Origin of the sequence: Vagococcus fluvialis bH819, assembly GCF_900163795.1 — a bacterium.
GTDB lineage: Bacteria > Bacillota > Bacilli > Lactobacillales > Vagococcaceae > Vagococcus > Vagococcus fluvialis_A.
On record NZ_FWFD01000003.1, the window covers coordinates 332,706 to 352,063 of the forward strand.

The window sequence follows — 19,358 nt, forward strand, 5'->3', positions numbered from 1 at the left end:
TCTTTTTATCTCCTGTCTATTAGAGTATACTTAGCGTAAGTATATTAGACAGGAGATGTTAGCATGAAAAAAAGTATTCCTATCAGTCTTATTATTATTGGTGCTGTTATCAGCCCTTTACCAAATTATCTTATAAACTTAATTATAGGTCTTGCTTGTTTGTTTGCTTTTTACGATATTGGAATTAAAAAAAATTTGGAACTTGCCAATCTTGTTTTGAATAGTCAAAATCCAAGTCAATGGGATAAAAATATGGGGAAAATAACTGCTATAATCTCTTTAATATTGGCAATTTTATTTTTAGGTTTATCTTTGTATCATTTTATAATCTCTTAGTAATGATAGTTTTCTTGAAAAATGTCGACATCAAAAACATCTCACCCGAAAATTTTGGGTGAGATGTTTTTGATACTATGTTATTCCCAGCGTTTTTGTTCTAAACTAAATGCAATGCCGTCCTCATCTGCATCGGCTGTTATTTCGTCAGCTACGGCCTTTAAATTGTCTGTCGCGTTTGCCATAGCAATTTTATACCCTACTGCTTCAAACATCGCTAAGTCATTGTCTCCATCTCCAAAAGCAATCGCATCGTCTTTCGTTAGATTCAAGTAATTTAAAACAAAGTTAACAGCGTTTTGTTTATCAATGCCCTTAACCGCAATTTCACCACTTTCAGGTCCAAACAAATGAACGGTTGAATGATACATATGGAACTCCTCACCGAATTTAGCATCAATTTCTTTAAAAGGAATCGTATTGTTAATAAAGGAAATCTTATTCACATTGCCATGATCCACTTGATCATTATCATAATTATTTGTTAAATCAAAGAACCATTGCATTTTTACGCTCATTTCATCAAAGGATGTACCGTCTTTATCGGAAATCTTTTTAACTTCTTCTTTAATTTTGCGTTCACAATTTTCACTACCAAACAAACCATCATTAGATTCCAAGTAATACCCCACATCATGTTTTCCAAAGAAATTAATAATCTCTAAAACTGCTTCTTTAGGTAGCCTTTTATGACTAACAACTTGCTCATCAATGACAATATATCCTCCACCAGCACCAATAATCCCATCAAATCCCACTTCTAGAATACTATCTATTATTTCCGGTTTAGAACGTCCCGTACAGATATAAGCTAAATTTCCAGCTTCTCTAAATTTACGAATAGCGGTTACACTCGATTCAAGTACTTCCCCACTACTATTACACAAGGTTCCATCCACATCAAAAAAAGCTATTTTTGTCATTTTTAAAATTCCTTCCTTATATTATTAATATACGCTCCAGCCATTGTACATGTTAATGATTAAGACCAGTATGATCACCACTTGATAAATCTGATTAACTCGTTTATCTGTCACTTTTCCACTTATAAATGAACCTAAAAAACCTCCTATAATTGCAGCAGGAATTACATAATAAAGAATTGTTAAATCATAGCGATTCAAATCAACAGTAAAAAAGATGGTTGTTACTTTTGATAACTGAGAAAAAAAGATACTGATAATGGAATAAACAGTCGCTTCTTTAATCGGAATATTAAATAATAACATTAAAAGAGCCACATTAATTGGTCCTCCACCGATACCTAAAAGACTAGCTAAAAAACCAAGTAACAGCCCTGAGATAATTTTCAAAAAATATGAATCAAATGTAAAATTTTGCCATATTTTTTTACTGTAAAGAAAAGAAAATAAAAGTGTTACGACCGTTAAACTGATTTGAATTAACTGAACTTCTCTACCAGTAGGAAATAAAGCCAATATTTTTTCAAAAACATTATTTCCTAGTAATCCCCCAACCATAGCTCCAACTGAAATTTGTAGTGCAAATGACCAATTAATTTTTATCCCATTTTTTGTTTGTTTATAAGTTGATACCACCGACATAGTTAAAACAGCTACGCTAGAATAAAAAGAAATCGCAGCAACCGAATGAACATCAATCAAATCAAATAGTGGTTTAATCAAAACACCACCACCCATTCCTGAAATGGCTCCTATTGTGTTAGCACACACAATAATTAAAAAATAAATCCAACCAATCATTAACTTAACCTCCAATCAACACTATAACTTTTAATCATTTTCGATCTTCATCCACAGAACATAACTATCTTCATTTTTCTTCAGTGCTTCTTTATCTAATTTTCCAGATTCCAAATTTGGTCCATAAGCAGCATCTTTTCCATTAGCAAAAGCTGCTAATATAACTGGATTATCTTTCGTCAACCGTACTTTATTCTGAGTCAAGCCACTTGAAGTCCCTGCTCCGTCTTTCTTCATCTGATAAGAGAAATTCGTGGTTACGCCTTCTTTTTTTACTGCTAGTTTTAACTCCGACTCATCATCACTATAATCTATGCCCCAAATGAGATTTCCTTTTATTTCTTTTTTATTACTTGAAATAACAGATATCCCATCCTTCTCAACTAGCTTATCCTTCTTATAATGTTCCATATAAATAACTAATTTATCGCCTGAAGTATTAAAATTTAATTTTTCTTCCATCGAAAATAACATACCATCGAATTCTGAGTTAACTCGTATGATACTATTTTTCGGTGCTGAAGTATTGAATTGAAATAATTTTTGATCTAAAAATTGGTTGTTAATAAAAATAAGAAGAGCAATTAAGACCAGTGTTGAACCTGAACTGATTAAGATTAATCTCATTTTGTCCTTGTTTATTTTTAACTTATTCATCTAAATTACCTCCTTTTATTTAATTGTAACTTAATGATAAAAAATTGGCGAATTTAAACAAAAAACCACTTATCTTTTTTACTAGAAAGTGGTTTAATACATCTATTTATTTTTCTTAATAAAATCTCTCACTTCTAATAAATCATTAAATTGTTCTGTTGGATGAAATGCTCGTTCTTCATTAACAGGTAGTTTAATCTTAAGTGGAAATTCGCCTTCAATTGGTGGTAAATCTGTAATATCGTCTTCAATTAAGAAACATGGAATATTAGCTTTATTAGCCGCTTCAACACCTACAAGAGAGTCTTCTAAAACTAAAGCATCTTCTGGTGCGATATTTAATTTCTCACATGCTTTTAGGAAGATTTCAGGATTTGGTTTACCTTTTGTCACTTCATCTCCTGCGACGATTGTATCAAAACAATCTGGCATTTCTTCAATTTCCATATAAAATGAGATGATTTCTCGTTTTGATGAAGATGCTACCGCGATTAAATAACCGTTCTCTTTCAGAAATTGTAACAATTCAAGTAATCCTTTTTTCTTAAAAACTCTACGATCTGTCTTAATGATTTCTAGTTTATTGGCTGTCATAAAATCACGCCAAGTATCTGTAGGTTGCTCACTTCCATACAATTCTTTTAAAGCCTGACGAAATCCTGCTTCATTACGTCCCGTTAAATGATAATAAACATTTGGATGTAGTTCAAAGTTATATTTTTTTGCTGTTTCGCTGTAGTTACGATAAGCAAGGCGGCCTGTATCAAACATCAACCCATCCATATCAAAAATTACTAATTTCAATTGCTTCCCTCTTTTTCTTTTTAGTAATAGTATTATAACATATCACTTTAATACACCAACACTTCCCCAACTTTCATCACATATCCCACCCCATTAGCAAGCTGACTAACCAATTCTTCTGGATTTTGTTCAATGACAGGAAACGTATCATAATGCATTGGAACTACTTTTTTTGCTTGAATTTTATTTTGAGCTTTCACTGCGTCTTTGATTCCCATTGTAAAATTATCTCCAATTGGTAGAAAAGCTAAATCAATATCAAAATCCTCATTCAGTAGTTCTAAATCACTAAAATAGGCCGTGTCCCCCGCGTGATAAATAGTCACACCATCCACCACTAATACAAATCCAGCTGGTTCTCCCATATAGATCATCTCTGCACCAGTATCATATCCCGAACTATGTTGGGCAAATACCATTTTCACTCGTCCAAAAGAAAAATCATGGGAGCCACCTATGTTCATTTCATGAATATTTTTTATACCATGTTTTCGTCCAAAGTGTGCTATTTCAGGAATCGAAATAACTGTTGCTGAATTATTTTGAGCGAGTTTGACCATATCACCCACATGATCATTATGCCCATGAGTCACTAAAATATAATCAACTTTAACCTGATCAACCACTAAATCAGTTAATGGATTCCCTGTTAAAAATGGATCAATGATTATTTTTTCACCTGTATTTGTTTCGATCATCACCACTGAATGACCATGATAACTTACTTTCATTTTCATACCTCCGCCAATTTATTTACTACTTTCAGTTTACCTTGTTTTAATTAATATCTCAAAAATTATAAAAACTAAACAATTGACAAAGCATAAAAAAAGGATTAAATTACATGTAACAAATAAAGTTACATTAAAAATTAAGTGGAGGTTTTATTATGAAAATTGGAATTATTGGTGCAACAGGAAAATCAGGAATGGCTATTTTAAATGAAAGTGTGTCACGTGGACTTGATGTGACTGCGATTGTTAGGAATAAAGAAAAATTAAGCGACAAGACAGTTAATTTTATTGAGAAAGATTTGTTTAGTTTAACCACTGAGGATTTAAGTTCTTTTGATGTGGTCGTCGATGCGTTTGCTGCTTGGGGAGATAACGTGGCTCAACACAGTACGAGTTTGACTCATTTAACTGGTATATTAAAAGATACTACTACTCGTTTGTTCATAGTTGGTGGTGCTGGTAGTTTATATGTGGACATGGACAAAAAAATTCAATTGATGGATGGTGCTGAGTTTCCTGATGCTTACAAACCACTTGCTGTTGCGATGGGAAAAGCTTTAGAAAACTTACGTCAAGTTAAAGATGTGAACTGGTTATACATTAGCCCTGCTGCGATGTTTGATGCAGAAGGTCAAAAAACAGGGCAATATGTTTTAGCTGGAGAAAAATTTAGTACAAATGAAAAAGGTGATAGCTATATTAGTTACGTAGATTATGCGATTGCTGTAGTTGATTTAATGAGTCAATCTGAGTATAATCAAAAAAGAGTTAGTGTCAGAAACTAATAAATGACTATTATTGAAGGAGGTTAGTAAGATGGCAATGTCCACTAAATTAAGTGTGGCGGTTCATATTTTAAGCTTATTAGAAATTGAAGCTTCTTCAACACCAACTTCAACCGACATCTCAAAAAGTGTGAACACTAATCCAGTGGTCATCAGACGGATTATGAGTCAGTTAAAACAAGCGGGACTTCTTGAAAGTCAGCCAGGAAAGAAAGCCAATCGACTCGCAAAAGATGCCCGTGAAATATCTCTATATGATATTTACATGGCAGTTGATGGGGATCAGGATGTCTTTAATATCCATAAAAATACCCACCCTAATTGTTTAGTCGGAAGTCAAATTCAACGAGTTTTAGATAGTAAATTCGAGATAGCTCGGATTGAGATGGAAAACTCCTTAAGAACAATGCCTTTGTCTGATGTGATTTGGGATATTGAAAGTGCGAGAGAATAACAAAAAAATCCTTACTTACGTAGGGATTTTTTTGTTTTTATCTAGGAAAAATAAATTTTGAAATTAGAATAGCAGTCATATATCCTAGTACTAAAAGAGTGCCTCCCAGTAACATTTTTTTAAAAAGTAATTTTGTTTTGCTAGTCATTCAAATCAGTCCTTTTTATTTCATTATACGCTCACTCATAGACTAAAACAACATTTTATGTCATCTAAAAAATAATTATCATTCATAACGATACTCTTCTAGCATCTCAACTACCTCTATTCTTCCATTAACTAATAGCTCTGGTAATTCACTTTTCTTATTTCCTTGCCAATAAATTCTGGCTTGTGCTATCTTTTTAGAAAATGATCGTCCATCCTCTTTTGGTAAGAGATTTCCATCTCCTTCAAAAATCAAACCTTGCACTTTCAATTTAACTATTTGTAACACGTGTCGGTTATAAGAATCAAATATAGTTTTCCATTGCAGTGCCTCTTCATAATTTTTCGTTGCATATAAACAAGACAAGCGGGATGGGTAGCTTGGATACGCTTCTAATCTCACCATCTCAACAATCGTTTCTCTAACAGCCCTTGTTGTTTGATCCACATAATCTAACACAATTTTAGTATCTTTTTAATTCAAATTAATTTCATCGTTTACATAATTATTATTAATAATTTGAATATAATTTTGTTCTTTAGAATTAGATTGTTCTTTTTCAAAAAAGAAACGATACAATTGATTTTTTTGATTTTTATCAAAATTAAAAATTTGACCAATATACATCTTTTTCCTTGTAACAATATGATAAACCGTAAATTTTTCTTTCATTATTTAAGAGCTCCTTTATTTGAAAATAAAAGATACTTCAATTTTACATTTAGTTAAATTTTGGTAGCATTCAAAACAACATAACCCTAAAACTGAAGAAACCATACGAAAATACATCACTTTTTTAGAAATATTCAAAATAGCATAGCTCTAAAACTTCATCACTCTTACTAACTTTTTCTTCGTTGTTTTGGAAGCATTCAAAACAGCATAGCTCTAAAACGATGATGTCCCAAATGAAACAGAAGAAATGGTTTTGGAAGCATTCAAAACAGCATAGCTCTAAAACTTCAAAGCTCTCTGAATCCAAATTCGACTTGTTTTGGAAGCATTCAAAACAGCATAGCTCTAAAACACCACTGTTACCATATTGGATATCATTTCTGTTTTGGAAGCATTCAAAACAGCATAGCTCTAAAACAAAATAGGGGGTTGCGAGGTACTTTTGATTGTTTTGGAAGCATTCAAAACAGCATAGCTCTAAAACATTCAATTCAAAATACAGTGAGATGAGACTGTTTTGGAAGCATTCAAAACAGCATAGCTCTAAAACCAAGACTTTCGCAATCCTCAAAAGGCAAAAGTTTTGGAAGCATTCAAAACAGCATAGCTCTAAAACGAAGAAAAGCACACCATTATGAAATCAAATGTTTTGGAAGCATTCAAAACAGCATAGCTCTAAAACATGCAAAATATATCTAAAGGTTTATCAAGAGTTTTGGAAGCATTCAAAACAGCATAGCTCTAAAACAAAGAAAACTTTGACTTAAAAATGGGACGTGTTTTGGAAGCATTCAAAACAGCATAGCTCTAAAACTTTAAGAAAGGCTATGAGCTGCTTCCTAAAGTTTTGGAAGCATTCAAAACAGCATAGCTCTAAAACAGAAGCCTACCAATTACCAAATGGCAAACAGTTTTGGAAGCATTCAAAACAGCATAGCTCTAAAACAACGTTGTCATGGCTCTTGATTGAGCTGCCGTTTTGGAAGCATTCAAAACAGCATAGCTCTAAAACAAATAATGCTAAATTCTTTATATGGAAAATGTTTTGGAAGCATTCAAAACAGCATAGCTCTAAAACATCAGATCAAGAGTACAAAGAACTTAAAAAGTTTTGGAAGCATTCAAAACAGCATAGCTCTAAAACACCTAATTTTGTGGGTTGGTTTTTTATTTTGTTTTGGAAGCATTCAAAACAGCATAGCTCTAAAACGCTTCAACTAACTTACTTGGTTCAGACATAGTTTTGGAAGCATTCAAAACAGCATAGCTCTAAAACGGCTTGTGGACATGTTACAACAATTTGGGTGTTTTGGAAGCATTCAAAACAGCATAGCTCTAAAACAGAGAAAACTTTGACTTAAAAATGGGACGTGTTTTGGAAGCATTCAAAACAGCATAGCTCTAAAACAATATTAAATGCAGTTTTACAACGTAACGAGTTTTGGAAGCATTCAAAACAGCATAGCTCTAAAACTAGTATCTTCCACATTAGCTTTTAAATCAAGTTTTGGAAGCATTCAAAACAGCATAGCTCTAAAACATGTCTATCGTTTCCGCCGCAGCTATGACGGTTTTGGAAGCATTCAAAACAGCATAGCTCTAAAACTTACCGCTTGACGGTTGTATCGCCGAAAAAGTTTTGGAAGCATTCAAAACAGCATAGCTCTAAAACTTAACCGAGTTTTTACCGTTCCCGAAGCGAGTTTTGGAAGCATTCAAAACAGCATAGCTCTAAAACATAAAAGTGTTCAATGGTTCGTCTACGTCGGTTTTGGAAGCATTCAAAACAGCATAGCTCTAAAACAATATTAAACGCAGTTTTACAACGTAACGAGTTTTGGAAGCATTCAAAACAGCATAGCTCTAAAACAGGTAGACATTACAATATTAGTTCATCTGAGTTTTGGAAGCATTCAAAACAGCATAGCTCTAAAACGTTTATTTACGCACGTATTAGAAAAGGACTGTTTTGGAAGCATTCAAAACAGCATAGCTCTAAAACTCAAGCGGTAAGCGTGTCGTCTGTTCTGCTGTTTTGGAAGCATTCAAAACAGCATAGCTCTAAAACGCTTGATTGGTGGAAAGACCAAGACTACCGGTTTTGGAAGCATTCAAAACAGCATAGCTCTAAAACTATATTCCGCAAAGTCCGAAGGAAACTTCTGTTTTGGAAGCATTCAAAACAGCATAGCTCTAAAACACAAGAATTGGATGCGAAAGAAACAGAGTAGTTTTGGAAGCATTCAAAACAGCATAGCTCTAAAACGGAAACAAAGATCATCATACCACTGTAAACGTTTTGGAAGCATTCAAAACAGCATAGCTCTAAAACAAAGAGGTAAGTTCATCAAAAGCAACCATTGTTTTGGAAGCATTCAAAACAGCATAGCTCTAAAACATTGGCTCGCTAGATTTTGGTAGCGTTCGAGTTTTGGAAGCATTCAAAACAGCATAGCTCTAAAACAATACCTCGAGCTAACTCTTTTACTACGTCGTTTTGGAAGCATTCAAAACAGCATAGCTCTAAAACCTCATAAACTGAACATTCAAAATATTCGCAGTTTTGGAAGCATTCAAAACAGCATAGCTCTAAAACTCTTGACTAGTAGCATTACTAGTTTTGTATGTTTTGGAAGCATTCAAAACAGCATAGCTCTAAAACTGCAGCGAACTGACAAAGTAATTTGATAAGGTTTTGGAAGCATTCAAAACAGCATAGCTCTAAAACAGCACGTGCTTGTTTAGTTGATACGTCAATGTTTTGGAAGCATTCAAAACAGCATAGCTCTAAAACACTTCGTAACGCGTCAACAAAAGGTCCACCGTTTTGGAAGCATTCAAAACAGCATAGCTCTAAAACTAACTAGTCGTTCCTTCTGCTTTTTCCATAGTTTTGGAAGCATTCAAAACAGCATAGCTCTAAAACTCTCAACTAGCTATAATTTTATATGACGTTGTTTTGGAAGCATTCAAAACAGCATAGCTCTAAAACTATGTTTGCCGAGTTAATTCAGTTTTACTCGTTTTGGAAGCATTCAAAACAGCATAGCTCTAAAACTATTGTTTCTTTTTAATCTTTTTATCTATAGTTTTGGAAGCATTCAAAACAGCATAGCTCTAAAACTAAAGTATTCCTTTTAGCATTTGAGAATCAGTTTTGGAAGCATTCAAAACAGCATAGCTCTAAAACCTCGTAGAAAAATTTTTCCCTCTCGAAATTTCGTAATCGCACTACTCATCCATAGCAAGAATCTTGTTTGAATACTTCTTTTAATTATTACTTATTAAATTATCAAAGGGCCCTTGCTTTATTCAAATTGAACAAAAAAATCCTCATCGATCACATACTGAGAAACTACTTTTCTCTTTCTAGGTTCAATAAATAAAACATCAATTTGCAATAAAGATATATACTCAATTAGTTCTTCTAATTCTCTATCTGTAAAGTAAGAGGAAGCATTAACTAAAATTAATAACTTTTTTTTCGATAAATATTTAAACATTTGAACAATTTCAATTACTCTTTCAAATATTGAATCACTTTTAGTCTCTATTCTTATGCCTAAAACTTTAAATAATTCTTGAAAAGTTATTTCTTCGTCTTCTTCTAAATCAATCTCATGATCTAATAACTCATAATTCATTATATCATTTATTTCTGAAGTTAATTGGTTTATCTTAGACTTAATTTCTGGTTTTTCATTTAACTGATCTTCAAGATCTGCATAAATTAACTTCAGTACACTGGCAATATTAACATCAAACCCCATTATATCAGTTACTATCATTATCTCTGATTCCTTTAATGATTGACAAGTAGAACTGAATATTTTAAACATCCCTTCCTCTGAATATTGATAGACTTGTTTGACACAATTAGAAAACGCTTGAGGTTCTTCCAATACTAAAAATGTTGCCTTATCAATAGTTAGGGACTCTTCCAACAATGAAAAATTAATCTTCAGAATAATCATCTCCCAAAAAAATAACTCTATTATCTGTATTAGCAATAGCTAAGTCTTTTTCACCATGTAAATAAACCATTTTGGAAAATTGTTTCTCAGTTACATTTAAGATCGTTACTAATCCTTTTTGAGGATTATTTTTTTGTAATCTAGCTAACATTGCCTTGCTCGCCGTTCCATTTAATAAAATTTTACTATATACCGAATATTGATGCATTATAAAGCCTTCATTCAATAAAAATTTTCTGAATTTACGATAAGCTTTTCTTTCATCAGCCAATTCAGTTGGTAAATCAAACATTACTAACATTCTCATATATCGATAACTCATATCCTAAACTCAGGAACTCCTTCCGTTTCTTCATTAAGAACCTTTATCACTTTTTTTGTATAGTCACTTGCAATATTAGTTAAGTACATTTCTTTCTCATTGTAAGAATAAGTATCTGAAAATATATCAAATAACCTTTTTTTCATTGTTCTAAAGGGTGTATCTCGATAAGTGTAAATTATATTATCCACAATAGGTCTGAAAGGTTCCATAATATCACTCGCTAAATTAAAGTCATTAAACTGATTAGCATGTTTTAAACCAAATTGTGTCATACAACCTGTTAAAACTAATTCTCTAGAAAAAATACTAAGTAATAAAGTATAGCCATAATTTAATCCAGCATTAATATCATTGTTAGCTTCCCTTGTAAAATCATTTCCAAATAAAGTATTAAAATAGATACGTGCCGCATGACCTTCTCGATTAGTTGGGTCAAATAATTGCAGCTCACTTTTCAATTTAGCAATGGCTTGTGATTTTTCATTAAAATCACAAGCTGCCAAATAAATACTTTGGTTTTTAATTTTTTGATTAATTATTTCTGTCCATACAATTGCTTTTCTATCAACCGACCAATTGACTTGCTTAGTTAATTGAAGACTGCTGTCATGCCTTGCATAAAATGGTAAAAGTTTTCCGATTGGTAGTCTTTTATCATCACAAAATAATATTAAAATATTTTCATCTATCAACCGTTTAATCAACATAGTTGTGATTGAAATATCTGTTGTTTCTAAAATCAACATATCAATTTCAGAAAGATGTATCATTTCAGATTGATCTATAGATTTAAATATTAAATGATTATTTTTGTAAGATATTTTGGAATGCTTATTAATAACCAACGTTCTCCATCCCATAATAACTAGACCTTTTGATGTGTTTCATAAAGTCCAGTTATCGACTGATGAATTACTTTTCCCTTTAATAATTCAAAAGTACTTGAATAACGTTTACGTGGTATTGGTTTTTCAAAGAAACTAAATTCTGCTGGTGCTCCCATTTGATTAAATCTTAATAGGTTAATAAAAGATGACGCTAATAATTCAATATCAGCTTCCTTATTTGATTCATATAAATCAGCAATTAATAACGTATTTTTTTCCGCTAAAGTAAATTGATTTGCAAAATCAATTATTTCTTCTAATAATTCTTCAAATTGTTGTCTATGCTCATTAACATATTCCAAACTTTTAGCATTCTTACTAAGACTTTTATTAGTATGGTATAGCAAATTATTTAAATAACTAGGAACAGCCATTTGGTTTCCTTTTTGTGATTCTTTATCACTAGCTAGTAACCGTCTTCTGCCATTTTCTAATTCAAAAAGAGAATATTTGGGCAATACCATAAGCACTCTAGGTTCCTTATAATTTAATTTTTCTAGATATTCTTTATTGTTTTTTTCAAACGCTCCTCTATTCATAATAGAGATACCTAATAATTCCTTGATCAAAATATCTTTTTTACCTTTTTTATATTCTATAACAATAGTATAAGCAATAGTCGGACTTTTAAAACCACCATATTTTTGTGGGTCTAAATGAGATTTTAACGCAATTGGATTTTTTGTACTTCCTCTTGGGACTAATGTTTCTTCAGAGAATCTTCCCGTTTGAGTTTCTACTTTTTTTACTACATTAACTTGATGATAATTTAGAACTTGTTTTATTGTTCCAATACACTTCTTATCCCATAAAATTTCTCCAGTTTCATCATCTATAATAGTAGTTTCATGGCACAAATTTTCCATAATATTACTATAATAATGTTTTTTTGCAGTCGCTTTTGTATTTTTAAACGGATTCCCTTTACGATACTCACCATAAACAAAATCTGGAGTGAGTTTAGGATAAACTTTAAGTAATGTATTGGCTACAACTGCATTTAAATACGCATCATGAGCATGATGAAAATCATTAACCTCTCTAACCTTATAAAACTCAAAATTCTGACGAAATTGACTTACTAAAGCTGATTTTAAGGTAATCACTTTGACCTCTCTAATAATATTTCCTTTTTCATCTTTTTGCGTATTAAATCGCTGGTCTAGTATCTGAGCGACATTTTTGGTAATCTGTCTAGTCTCAACTAACTGTCGATTTAAAAATTTTGCTTTATCGTCCTCAGTTAATCCTCCTGTTTCTCCTTTTATTAAATTTGCATATTTCTTTTCACTCATTAATTTTGATTTTTTTAGATTCATCCATAAAAGTTTGTTTTTTTGGACTATCTCCTTACTTGGTACATTATCTAACTTCCCTCTATTTTTTTTGGAACTAACTAACACACGATTATCAATCGAATTATCTGTAATAAAACTTCTAGGTACAATATGATCTATATCATATTGGGATAAATTATGAATATCTAATTCTAATCCTGTATACATATCTCTACCGTTTTGAAGGTAATATAAGTACAATCGATCATCCTTCAACGCATGATTATCTGTGGGACAAACTTTTAACAAATCACTACCTAATTCATTAATTGCTGCTTCTAATCGCTTATACCTTTGAATAGATTGGCGTTTCCCTTTTGAGGTTGTTTGATTTTCTCTAGCCATTTCTACTACAATAGAAGTTGGTTGATATCCCATAATAGAAACGAGTTCTTCTACAATTTTTAAACTTTGAGAAATACCTTTTTTTATGGCAGGGCTACCTATTAAATTTTTTACAACGCTGTCTATATCCTCTGTCCCATCTGTTAACTGAGCTTTTTCAATCTTTTCTTTAAAAGATAAATTACTGTCATTTATTAATTGCATAAAATTACGATTAATATGTTTAGGTAATCGATCATCTTCAATTAAATAATCTAAAATTGTTTTACCTGAATTATCATCTTTCATTTCATGGAGTAACTTTTTCGAAAGTCTTCCCCACCCCGTATAATGACGTCGTACCATTTTTTTTAAGATATCTGAATCAAACACGTCTTTATATTTTTCTAGTTGTTTTTTTATCATTTGTCGATCTTCAAAAATTGTTAGAATTTTGACAATGTCTTCAAACATTTCTTCATTGTCTATGTCATCTAACATTTCTCTAGAAACACCCAATTTAATAAAATCATGATACGTTCTAAATGAGGCATTAAAATCATCCTCGATGCCTTTAATAGTTGGTGATTCAATCATGTATTCTTTATTCAAATAATTTTCAAGGCTTACTTTTTTTACTTTTGTAGAGCTATCTTTAAAAAAACGCTCAAAAATTTGTAGTTTTTCTTCTCCAGAAAAATTACATTCAGTTCCTCGATCATTAATATAGCGAACTTTAGTTAATTCATTAAAGACAATATATTTTTGATACAACATACTATTTTTAGGTAATACTTTTTCTTCTGGTAAATACACATCATTATTCGTCATTCTTTCGATAAATTGGCTTGCTGAATTTTCAATATCTAACACTTCATTAAAATTTGAGGGCGTTATTTTATCATTACTATTTCTAATAAGCCAAGCAAAATCACTGTTACCTTTTGCTAATGGTCCAATATAATAGGGTATTTTGAAAGTTAAAATACTTTTTATTTCTTCTTCTTTTTCCAATAAAAATGGATAATATTTTTTTTGATTATTAATAATATGGGTTAATTCAGATAGGTGAACTTGATATGGAATAACACCATTATCATATGTCCGTTGTTTTCTTAAAAAGGCTTCTTGTTCCATTTTTTTTATAAAATAATCTGCACCTTCAATTTGTCCAATTAATTTTTTTGTATATTTATAAAATTCTTCTTGAGAAATTTTATTGCTATTTTCAATGTAGCCGGCGTAACCATTTTTAGAAACATCTTTAAACATTACAGCATATTTTTCAGGTAAATGCTCTCTAAAAAAGCTCTTTAATGAAGCTAAGTCTTTTTCATGATCTTCGTAACGTTCAGTCATACTAGATGAAAGTTTTGCGTAAGTTTCTTTATCCTTTGTGCTTAAAATTCCTGAAAGTTCAATGGCTTCATAAGTTTCTTTTGCTAAAGAGAAGACATTTGCATATTCATCACCTATATTGGATAACAGAGTCGTTAAATCTTCGTCATATTCTTCTTTTGCAAATTGTATTTTTGCATCTTCTTCTAAATTAAAAGCTTTTTTAAAGTTCCCTTGATTACCAACAATCATTTTTAAAAATTGAGAAAATACACCATTTGATTTTTCTCCCTCAAATGATTTCATTATTTGTTCAGCTTTTTTACTGCGTGATAATGTCCCCATTAATATTTCTTCTCCATTAATATCTTCATTAACAGGATTAACTAAACTACCATCCTCTTGTTTACAAAAAGTTGAGTTGTATTCCTTTAAAAAAAGGTGAAATTTTTCTTCCACAGATGTATTCTCCGTGCTAAGTTGACCTTCAATTAGAAAATGTCCACGGTATTTAATCATATGGGCCATAGCTAAATAAACAAGCCTAATATCTGCTTGGTCCTTATTATCAACTAATTCTTTTCTCAAATGATAAATAGTTGGAAAACTCTCATGGTAACTAGCCTCTTCTTCTACCGTTCCAAAAATCATTTGCTTAGGCTGTTTTTTATCTTCAACAACTAAAAAACTTTCATTTAGTCGATTAAAAAAATTAGAATCTTTTTGATTTATTTCATCTTTAAAGATATTTTGCAAATCTACTACTCTATTTCTACGCCGTGTATATCTTCGTCGAGTGGTTCTTTTTAAACGTGTTGCTTCTGCTGTTTCTCCCTCATCAAACAATCGTACGCCCCAGAAATTTTTCTTAACTTGCTTTTTTTCACTATCACCACGGATTTTCATTCTCTTTTTTACTAATTGTTGGTTCTCGGTTACAACAGACCACCCAACACTATTCGTACCGATATCTAATCCAATTGTATAATTTTTACCCAAAGCTAATCATCTCCGTTTTTCACTTGATATTTTTTTTATTTATCGTTATAATTAATTTGTTGGTAGCATTCAAAACAACATAGCAAGTTAAAATAAGGCTTTGTCCGTTCTCAACTTTTAGTGACGCTGTTTCGGCGTTTTTTTTGTGTCTAAAATTAATCAAACGTTTTCACACAATAATTATAACATACCTAATATAAAAAAAAAGCGTATGAACCTAATCAACACAAGGTTTATACGCTTTTTTTATATCTAATTATAATACACTTCATCTAAAAATAATCCGTAAGAAGGGACTGTATCTCCTGCATTTTCTCTAATACGATCTTCAAATATTTCATCGATTAATTCTACTGGTTGTTCACCTGAGCCAATCTCTAATAATGTGCCCATGATAATTCTCACCATATTATATAAGAAACCGTCTCCTACAAAGATAAAACGTAACATGTTACCTTCTTGTTCCATTGACAATTCTTTAATTGTTCTGACTGATGATTTTTTTGATCTTTTAAGTGAAGAAAAACCTAAAAAGTCATGTTCACCAACTAATTTTTGACACGCTTCATTAATTTTATCCATGTCTAATTCATCTGGATAATGAAAACTATGTTGTCCTTTAAAGACTGAAGGGACTTCTGTATTCCAAATATAGTAGCTATATTGTTTGCCAGAACAATTATAACGTGAGTGGAAACGTTCTGGAACTTCTTCTACTTTATTAACAACAACATCGTTTGGTAAGTAGCGGTTCAGGTAATCCATCATTTTTTGTCTCGACATATTAGATTCTGTTTTAAAGTTAGCAACTTGACCTCTAGCGTGGGCACCAGCATCTGTTCGACCTGAACCAATAATTTCAATTTTTTCTTCTGTCATTTCAGATAGGACATATTCGATTTTCCCTTGAATTGTTTTATCTGAATCTTTTAGTCTTTGCCAACCATGGTATCTTTTTCCATCATACTCAACCGTTAATTTTATATTTCTCATAATAACTCCTCTTATCGTTCTTTTATTTGTATAAGCACGTAATTATATCAAAACCATCTCTACTTTAATAGCGTTATCCTAAAATAATTCCAGCACTTTTTAAAGATTTATCGACTATCTCCATGACAATCTGACTATGCTCTAATTGTTCTTTTGTTCTTTTCATATCCTGTGTCTCGATCATTTTATTGAAAATTTTAAATTCTTCGTACATTCTATGAGTATGGATATTATGGTTAATTATTTCTTTTTCTTGTTTTAACATTTGTTTTTCAATTTGATTAATCTCGTTAGTTGCCCCATTAACAATGACAGAGCCTAGATTTCCTTGAATAGTTGAACGAATCTCTGCAGTGGAATCTTTCGCTCCTATACAGACGACCTTAGTTGTGTCATAATCCATCATTAAAATACCTGATGTATCAATATTTTTTTCAATATTTGGTAGATATCGAACTTCTTTTGGTTTTCCTAACAAACCGACAACAAAGTGAATATTATAAATGTTGATATCCATTAAGGCTCCGCCACCTTTTTTAGGGTCAAAAGCTGGTAAAATAGTTCCTTCCTTAAAGGCATCATATCGTGAAGAATATTGCGAATAATTACATTCAATTAGTTTGATGTCACCTAATTTTGGTAATGTATTTTTTATTGTTTGATAGTTACCTAAATATTGATTGGTAATCGCTTCAACTAAAACTAATTTTTTTGATAAAGCTAAAGCTTTTAATTCCATAAATTGTTCTAGACTTAGTGTAAATGGTTTTTCACAAATAACATTTTTGTTATATTCTAGAGCTTTTTTTGTGTATTCATAATGTAGATGGTTCGGTAGTGCCACATAAATGGTATCCACTTCGGCCTCTTTTAAACATTCTTCAATATCTGTATAAACAGATGTTATCTCATGCTCTTTTTGTAAGTTTAATAATTTTTCGTAACTTCTTTGCGTTCCTGTGATAGCTTTTAATTCTATTTCAGGAATATCTTTAACCATTGTTAAAAAATCATTCACAATCATTCCTGATCCTACAATACCTAATTTCATTCTTGTAAACCTCCTATGGGTTTCTAAAATATTACTCTTCTTATCTTACTATATTTAGGCTTTTTTTAATAGAAATCTACTACAAAGCTTTTTTTAATCCAAGTTAATCTGATGGTTTTATTAATAAAAAACCTAAAAATATATAAAATAACTAAAATAAAAATCAAAGTTTCTTATTTTATCTATTTTTAATAGTTTAAATAACATTTCCCATTAATTAAAACCTTTTTAGAAAACGCTCCACATTATAATCAGATTAAATAATGATAATGATAAGATTAGCCTTTAAGCAATAAATTTCTTCTTTTATTTATTTATTTGCTACTATCAGTGTCAGATTCACAAACAAAAAAGGGAAGAGGAGCTACATTAATGAAACATTTTGTTAAATTATTCTTTATGATTCTAACAGTAACAATTGGTGGTTTAGCCGGTCACTCAATTGTATCTGCACAAGAATTAAATCAAACAGGTTTTATCGATTCTATCAATTTTTCTAAAACTAATCTCCAACAAGGAGAATCTACTTCTATTCAAGTAAGTTTTAGTGAAAAAAATCATGTCGAAGTGAAACCTGGAGACACGATTACTTTAAATCTACCACCAGAATTAAAAGGTCTGACTGAATCTGATGGTTCACCTAGAAAAATACTATTAAGCAACTTAGGAGAAGCTTTAGTTTATTCAGATCGTGTTGTTGCTACATTTAATGAAAAAGTTACCAACTTAGGACGAATTACAGGAAATTTTAATTTTGGGATTAATGCTACTAGAACAGAGCAAACTAAAGATTCTATTATCCATACAAATTTTGGCACAACTGTTCAGTCACAAAATATTACTATTAAAGGAATCACTAATACCAATTCCGGATCAAGTCGCTATCCTTTTTTCTGGAAATCAGGAGATATGAACGGTAGTAAAAATGCTGTTCGTTGGTTCTTGAATGTGAACATGAATAAAGAAGAAATGGCCACTGATGTGACTTTGGTTGATACTCATGGACCTGGTCAAAAATTTGATAAAAACAATATTAATGTGACCGTTGATAATTATTTAGGTCGCACACAAATAACCGCTGCTGATTTTGAAAAAAAGGGGTACGGAACGATTACTATTTCTCCAAACAATCAAATGGTAATCTATATTAGACGGGAACATGCGCGTCTGGCGTCTTTTAGTTTTAGTTATGAAACGCTTATTACTAATAATAGGATAAAGTCTTTTACGAATAGTTGTGATATTTCCTATCAGACATGGGGAAAAAAACCTTTGACTGAAACAAGTAGTTCTAACGTCATTAACCTTTTTTCAGATGGTGAAGCTTCAGGAGAACTAGAAACTCATGATCCTGTAAAAGAAACTGAAGTTAATTTCGAAGAAGAATCTATTACAGATATCAAAACGATTAAACCAGAAACACCTAAATCTGAGGTTGAGAAAAATGAATTAGTTGATCCGAAAGACGTGAAACCAACTCAACCTGAAATTAAAGTTGAAGAATCTGAGTCTGTTGTCGAAGAGGAAGCTATTATAGACATCGAATCCATCCAACCAGAAACACCTAAAACTGAGATTGAAAAAAATGAATTAGTTGATCCGAAAGACGTAAAACTGACTCAACCTGAAATTAAAGTTGAAGAATCTGAGTCTGTTGTCGAAGAGGAAGCTATTATAGACATCGAATCCATCCAACCAGAAACACCTAAATCTGAGGTTGAGAAAAATGAATTAGTTGATCCGAAAGACGTAAAACCAACTCAACCTGAAATTAAAATAGAGGAATCTGAGTCTGTTGTTGAAGAAGAATCTA

At 31.4% G+C, this 19,358-nt stretch carries 17 protein-coding genes and 1 CRISPR repeat array; of the genes, 4 read left to right on the forward strand and 13 right to left on the reverse strand.

Annotated elements, in window-relative coordinates:
* Positions 1 to 63 precede the first annotated feature (63 nt).
* Positions 64 to 336, forward strand: coding sequence for a hypothetical protein (locus FM121_RS01880; RefSeq protein WP_086950441.1), 273 nt, complete (start codon positions 64 to 66; stop codon positions 334 to 336).
* A gap of 80 nt (positions 337 to 416) precedes the next feature.
* Here the strand turns inward: FM121_RS01880 and FM121_RS01885 are convergent, their stop codons facing one another.
* From FM121_RS01885 to FM121_RS01905, 5 genes are all read right to left on the reverse strand, one after another.
* Entirely contained in the window at positions 417 to 1,259 is an 843-nt protein-coding gene (locus FM121_RS01885; protein WP_086950442.1) for a Cof-type HAD-IIB family hydrolase, read from the reverse strand.
* A gap of 24 nt (positions 1,260 to 1,283) precedes the next feature.
* On the reverse strand, positions 1,284 to 2,060 hold the full coding sequence (locus FM121_RS01890) for a sulfite exporter TauE/SafE family protein (protein WP_086950443.1): 777 nt from the start codon (positions 2,058 to 2,060) through the stop codon (positions 1,284 to 1,286).
* A gap of 30 nt (positions 2,061 to 2,090) precedes the next feature.
* Complete coding sequence (locus tag FM121_RS01895) at positions 2,091 to 2,717, reverse strand: hypothetical protein (protein WP_086950444.1); 627 nt, start codon at positions 2,715 to 2,717, stop codon at positions 2,091 to 2,093.
* A 102-nt stretch (positions 2,718 to 2,819) separates the two neighbouring features.
* Positions 2,820 to 3,521 carry an HAD family hydrolase gene (locus FM121_RS01900; protein WP_256958392.1) on the reverse strand — a complete coding sequence of 234 codons (702 nt, stop codon included), beginning with the start codon at positions 3,519 to 3,521 and terminating at the stop codon, positions 2,820 to 2,822.
* Between the two features lie 47 nt (positions 3,522 to 3,568).
* On the reverse strand, positions 3,569 to 4,252 hold the full coding sequence (locus tag FM121_RS01905) for a metal-dependent hydrolase (protein ID WP_086950445.1): 684 nt from the start codon (positions 4,250 to 4,252) through the stop codon (positions 3,569 to 3,571).
* Positions 4,253 to 4,410: 158 nt separating this feature from the next.
* Between FM121_RS01905 and FM121_RS01910 the strand changes: the two genes are divergently transcribed.
* Positions 4,411 to 5,040 (forward strand): NAD(P)-dependent oxidoreductase, encoded by a 630-nt coding sequence (locus FM121_RS01910; protein WP_086950446.1) that lies wholly within the window; start codon positions 4,411 to 4,413, stop codon positions 5,038 to 5,040.
* Between the two features lie 31 nt (positions 5,041 to 5,071).
* Positions 5,072 to 5,494, forward strand: a complete 423-nt coding sequence (locus FM121_RS01915) for an Rrf2 family transcriptional regulator (protein WP_086950447.1) — start codon at positions 5,072 to 5,074, stop codon at positions 5,492 to 5,494.
* 226 nt (positions 5,495 to 5,720) lie between these two features.
* Here FM121_RS01915 and FM121_RS14560 read toward each other — a convergent pair whose 3' ends face one another.
* From FM121_RS14560 to FM121_RS01950, 8 genes are all read right to left on the reverse strand, one after another.
* Positions 5,721 to 6,101 (reverse strand): DUF2441 domain-containing protein, encoded by a 381-nt coding sequence (locus FM121_RS14560; RefSeq protein ID WP_218778609.1) that lies wholly within the window; start codon positions 6,099 to 6,101, stop codon positions 5,721 to 5,723.
* A 15-nt stretch (positions 6,102 to 6,116) separates the two neighbouring features.
* Positions 6,117 to 6,314 (reverse strand): hypothetical protein, encoded by a 198-nt coding sequence (locus FM121_RS14565; protein WP_218778610.1) that lies wholly within the window; start codon positions 6,312 to 6,314, stop codon positions 6,117 to 6,119.
* 57 nt (positions 6,315 to 6,371) lie between these two features.
* Positions 6,372 to 9,507: direct repeats of the CRISPR family, unit length 36 nt; unit sequence GTTTTGGAAGCATTCAAAACAGCATAGCTCTAAAAC.
* Between the two features lie 118 nt (positions 9,508 to 9,625).
* Positions 9,626 to 10,282 (reverse strand): type II-A CRISPR-associated protein Csn2, encoded by a 657-nt coding sequence (gene csn2 / locus FM121_RS01925; protein WP_086950473.1) that lies wholly within the window; start codon positions 10,280 to 10,282, stop codon positions 9,626 to 9,628.
* Positions 10,272 to 10,613, reverse strand: a complete 342-nt coding sequence (gene cas2, locus FM121_RS01930) for a CRISPR-associated endonuclease Cas2 (protein WP_086950448.1) — start codon at positions 10,611 to 10,613, stop codon at positions 10,272 to 10,274. The genes csn2 and cas2 overlap by 11 nt, the downstream gene beginning before the upstream one ends.
* Positions 10,610 to 11,479 carry a type II CRISPR-associated endonuclease Cas1 gene (gene cas1 / locus FM121_RS01935; protein ID WP_179203774.1) on the reverse strand — a complete coding sequence of 290 codons (870 nt, stop codon included), beginning with the start codon at positions 11,477 to 11,479 and terminating at the stop codon, positions 10,610 to 10,612. Before cas1 ends, cas2 begins: the two co-directional genes overlap by 4 nt.
* A gap of 2 nt (positions 11,480 to 11,481) precedes the next feature.
* A complete protein-coding gene (gene cas9 / locus FM121_RS01940) occupies positions 11,482 to 15,501 on the reverse strand; it encodes a type II CRISPR RNA-guided endonuclease Cas9 (RefSeq protein WP_086950450.1) in 4,020 nt (1,339 codons plus the stop codon).
* Positions 15,502 to 15,753: 252 nt separating this feature from the next.
* Entirely contained in the window at positions 15,754 to 16,494 is a 741-nt protein-coding gene (gene truA, locus FM121_RS01945; RefSeq protein WP_086950451.1) for a tRNA pseudouridine(38-40) synthase TruA, read from the reverse strand.
* A gap of 73 nt (positions 16,495 to 16,567) precedes the next feature.
* Entirely contained in the window at positions 16,568 to 17,545 is a 978-nt protein-coding gene (locus tag FM121_RS01950) for a Gfo/Idh/MocA family protein (RefSeq protein WP_086950452.1), read from the reverse strand.
* A 372-nt stretch (positions 17,546 to 17,917) separates the two neighbouring features.
* Here FM121_RS01950 and FM121_RS01955 point away from each other — a divergent pair.
* Positions 17,918 to 19,358, forward strand: a 1,441-nt coding sequence (locus FM121_RS01955) for a collagen binding domain-containing protein (RefSeq protein WP_086950453.1), incomplete at its 3' end; no start/stop codon positions are given.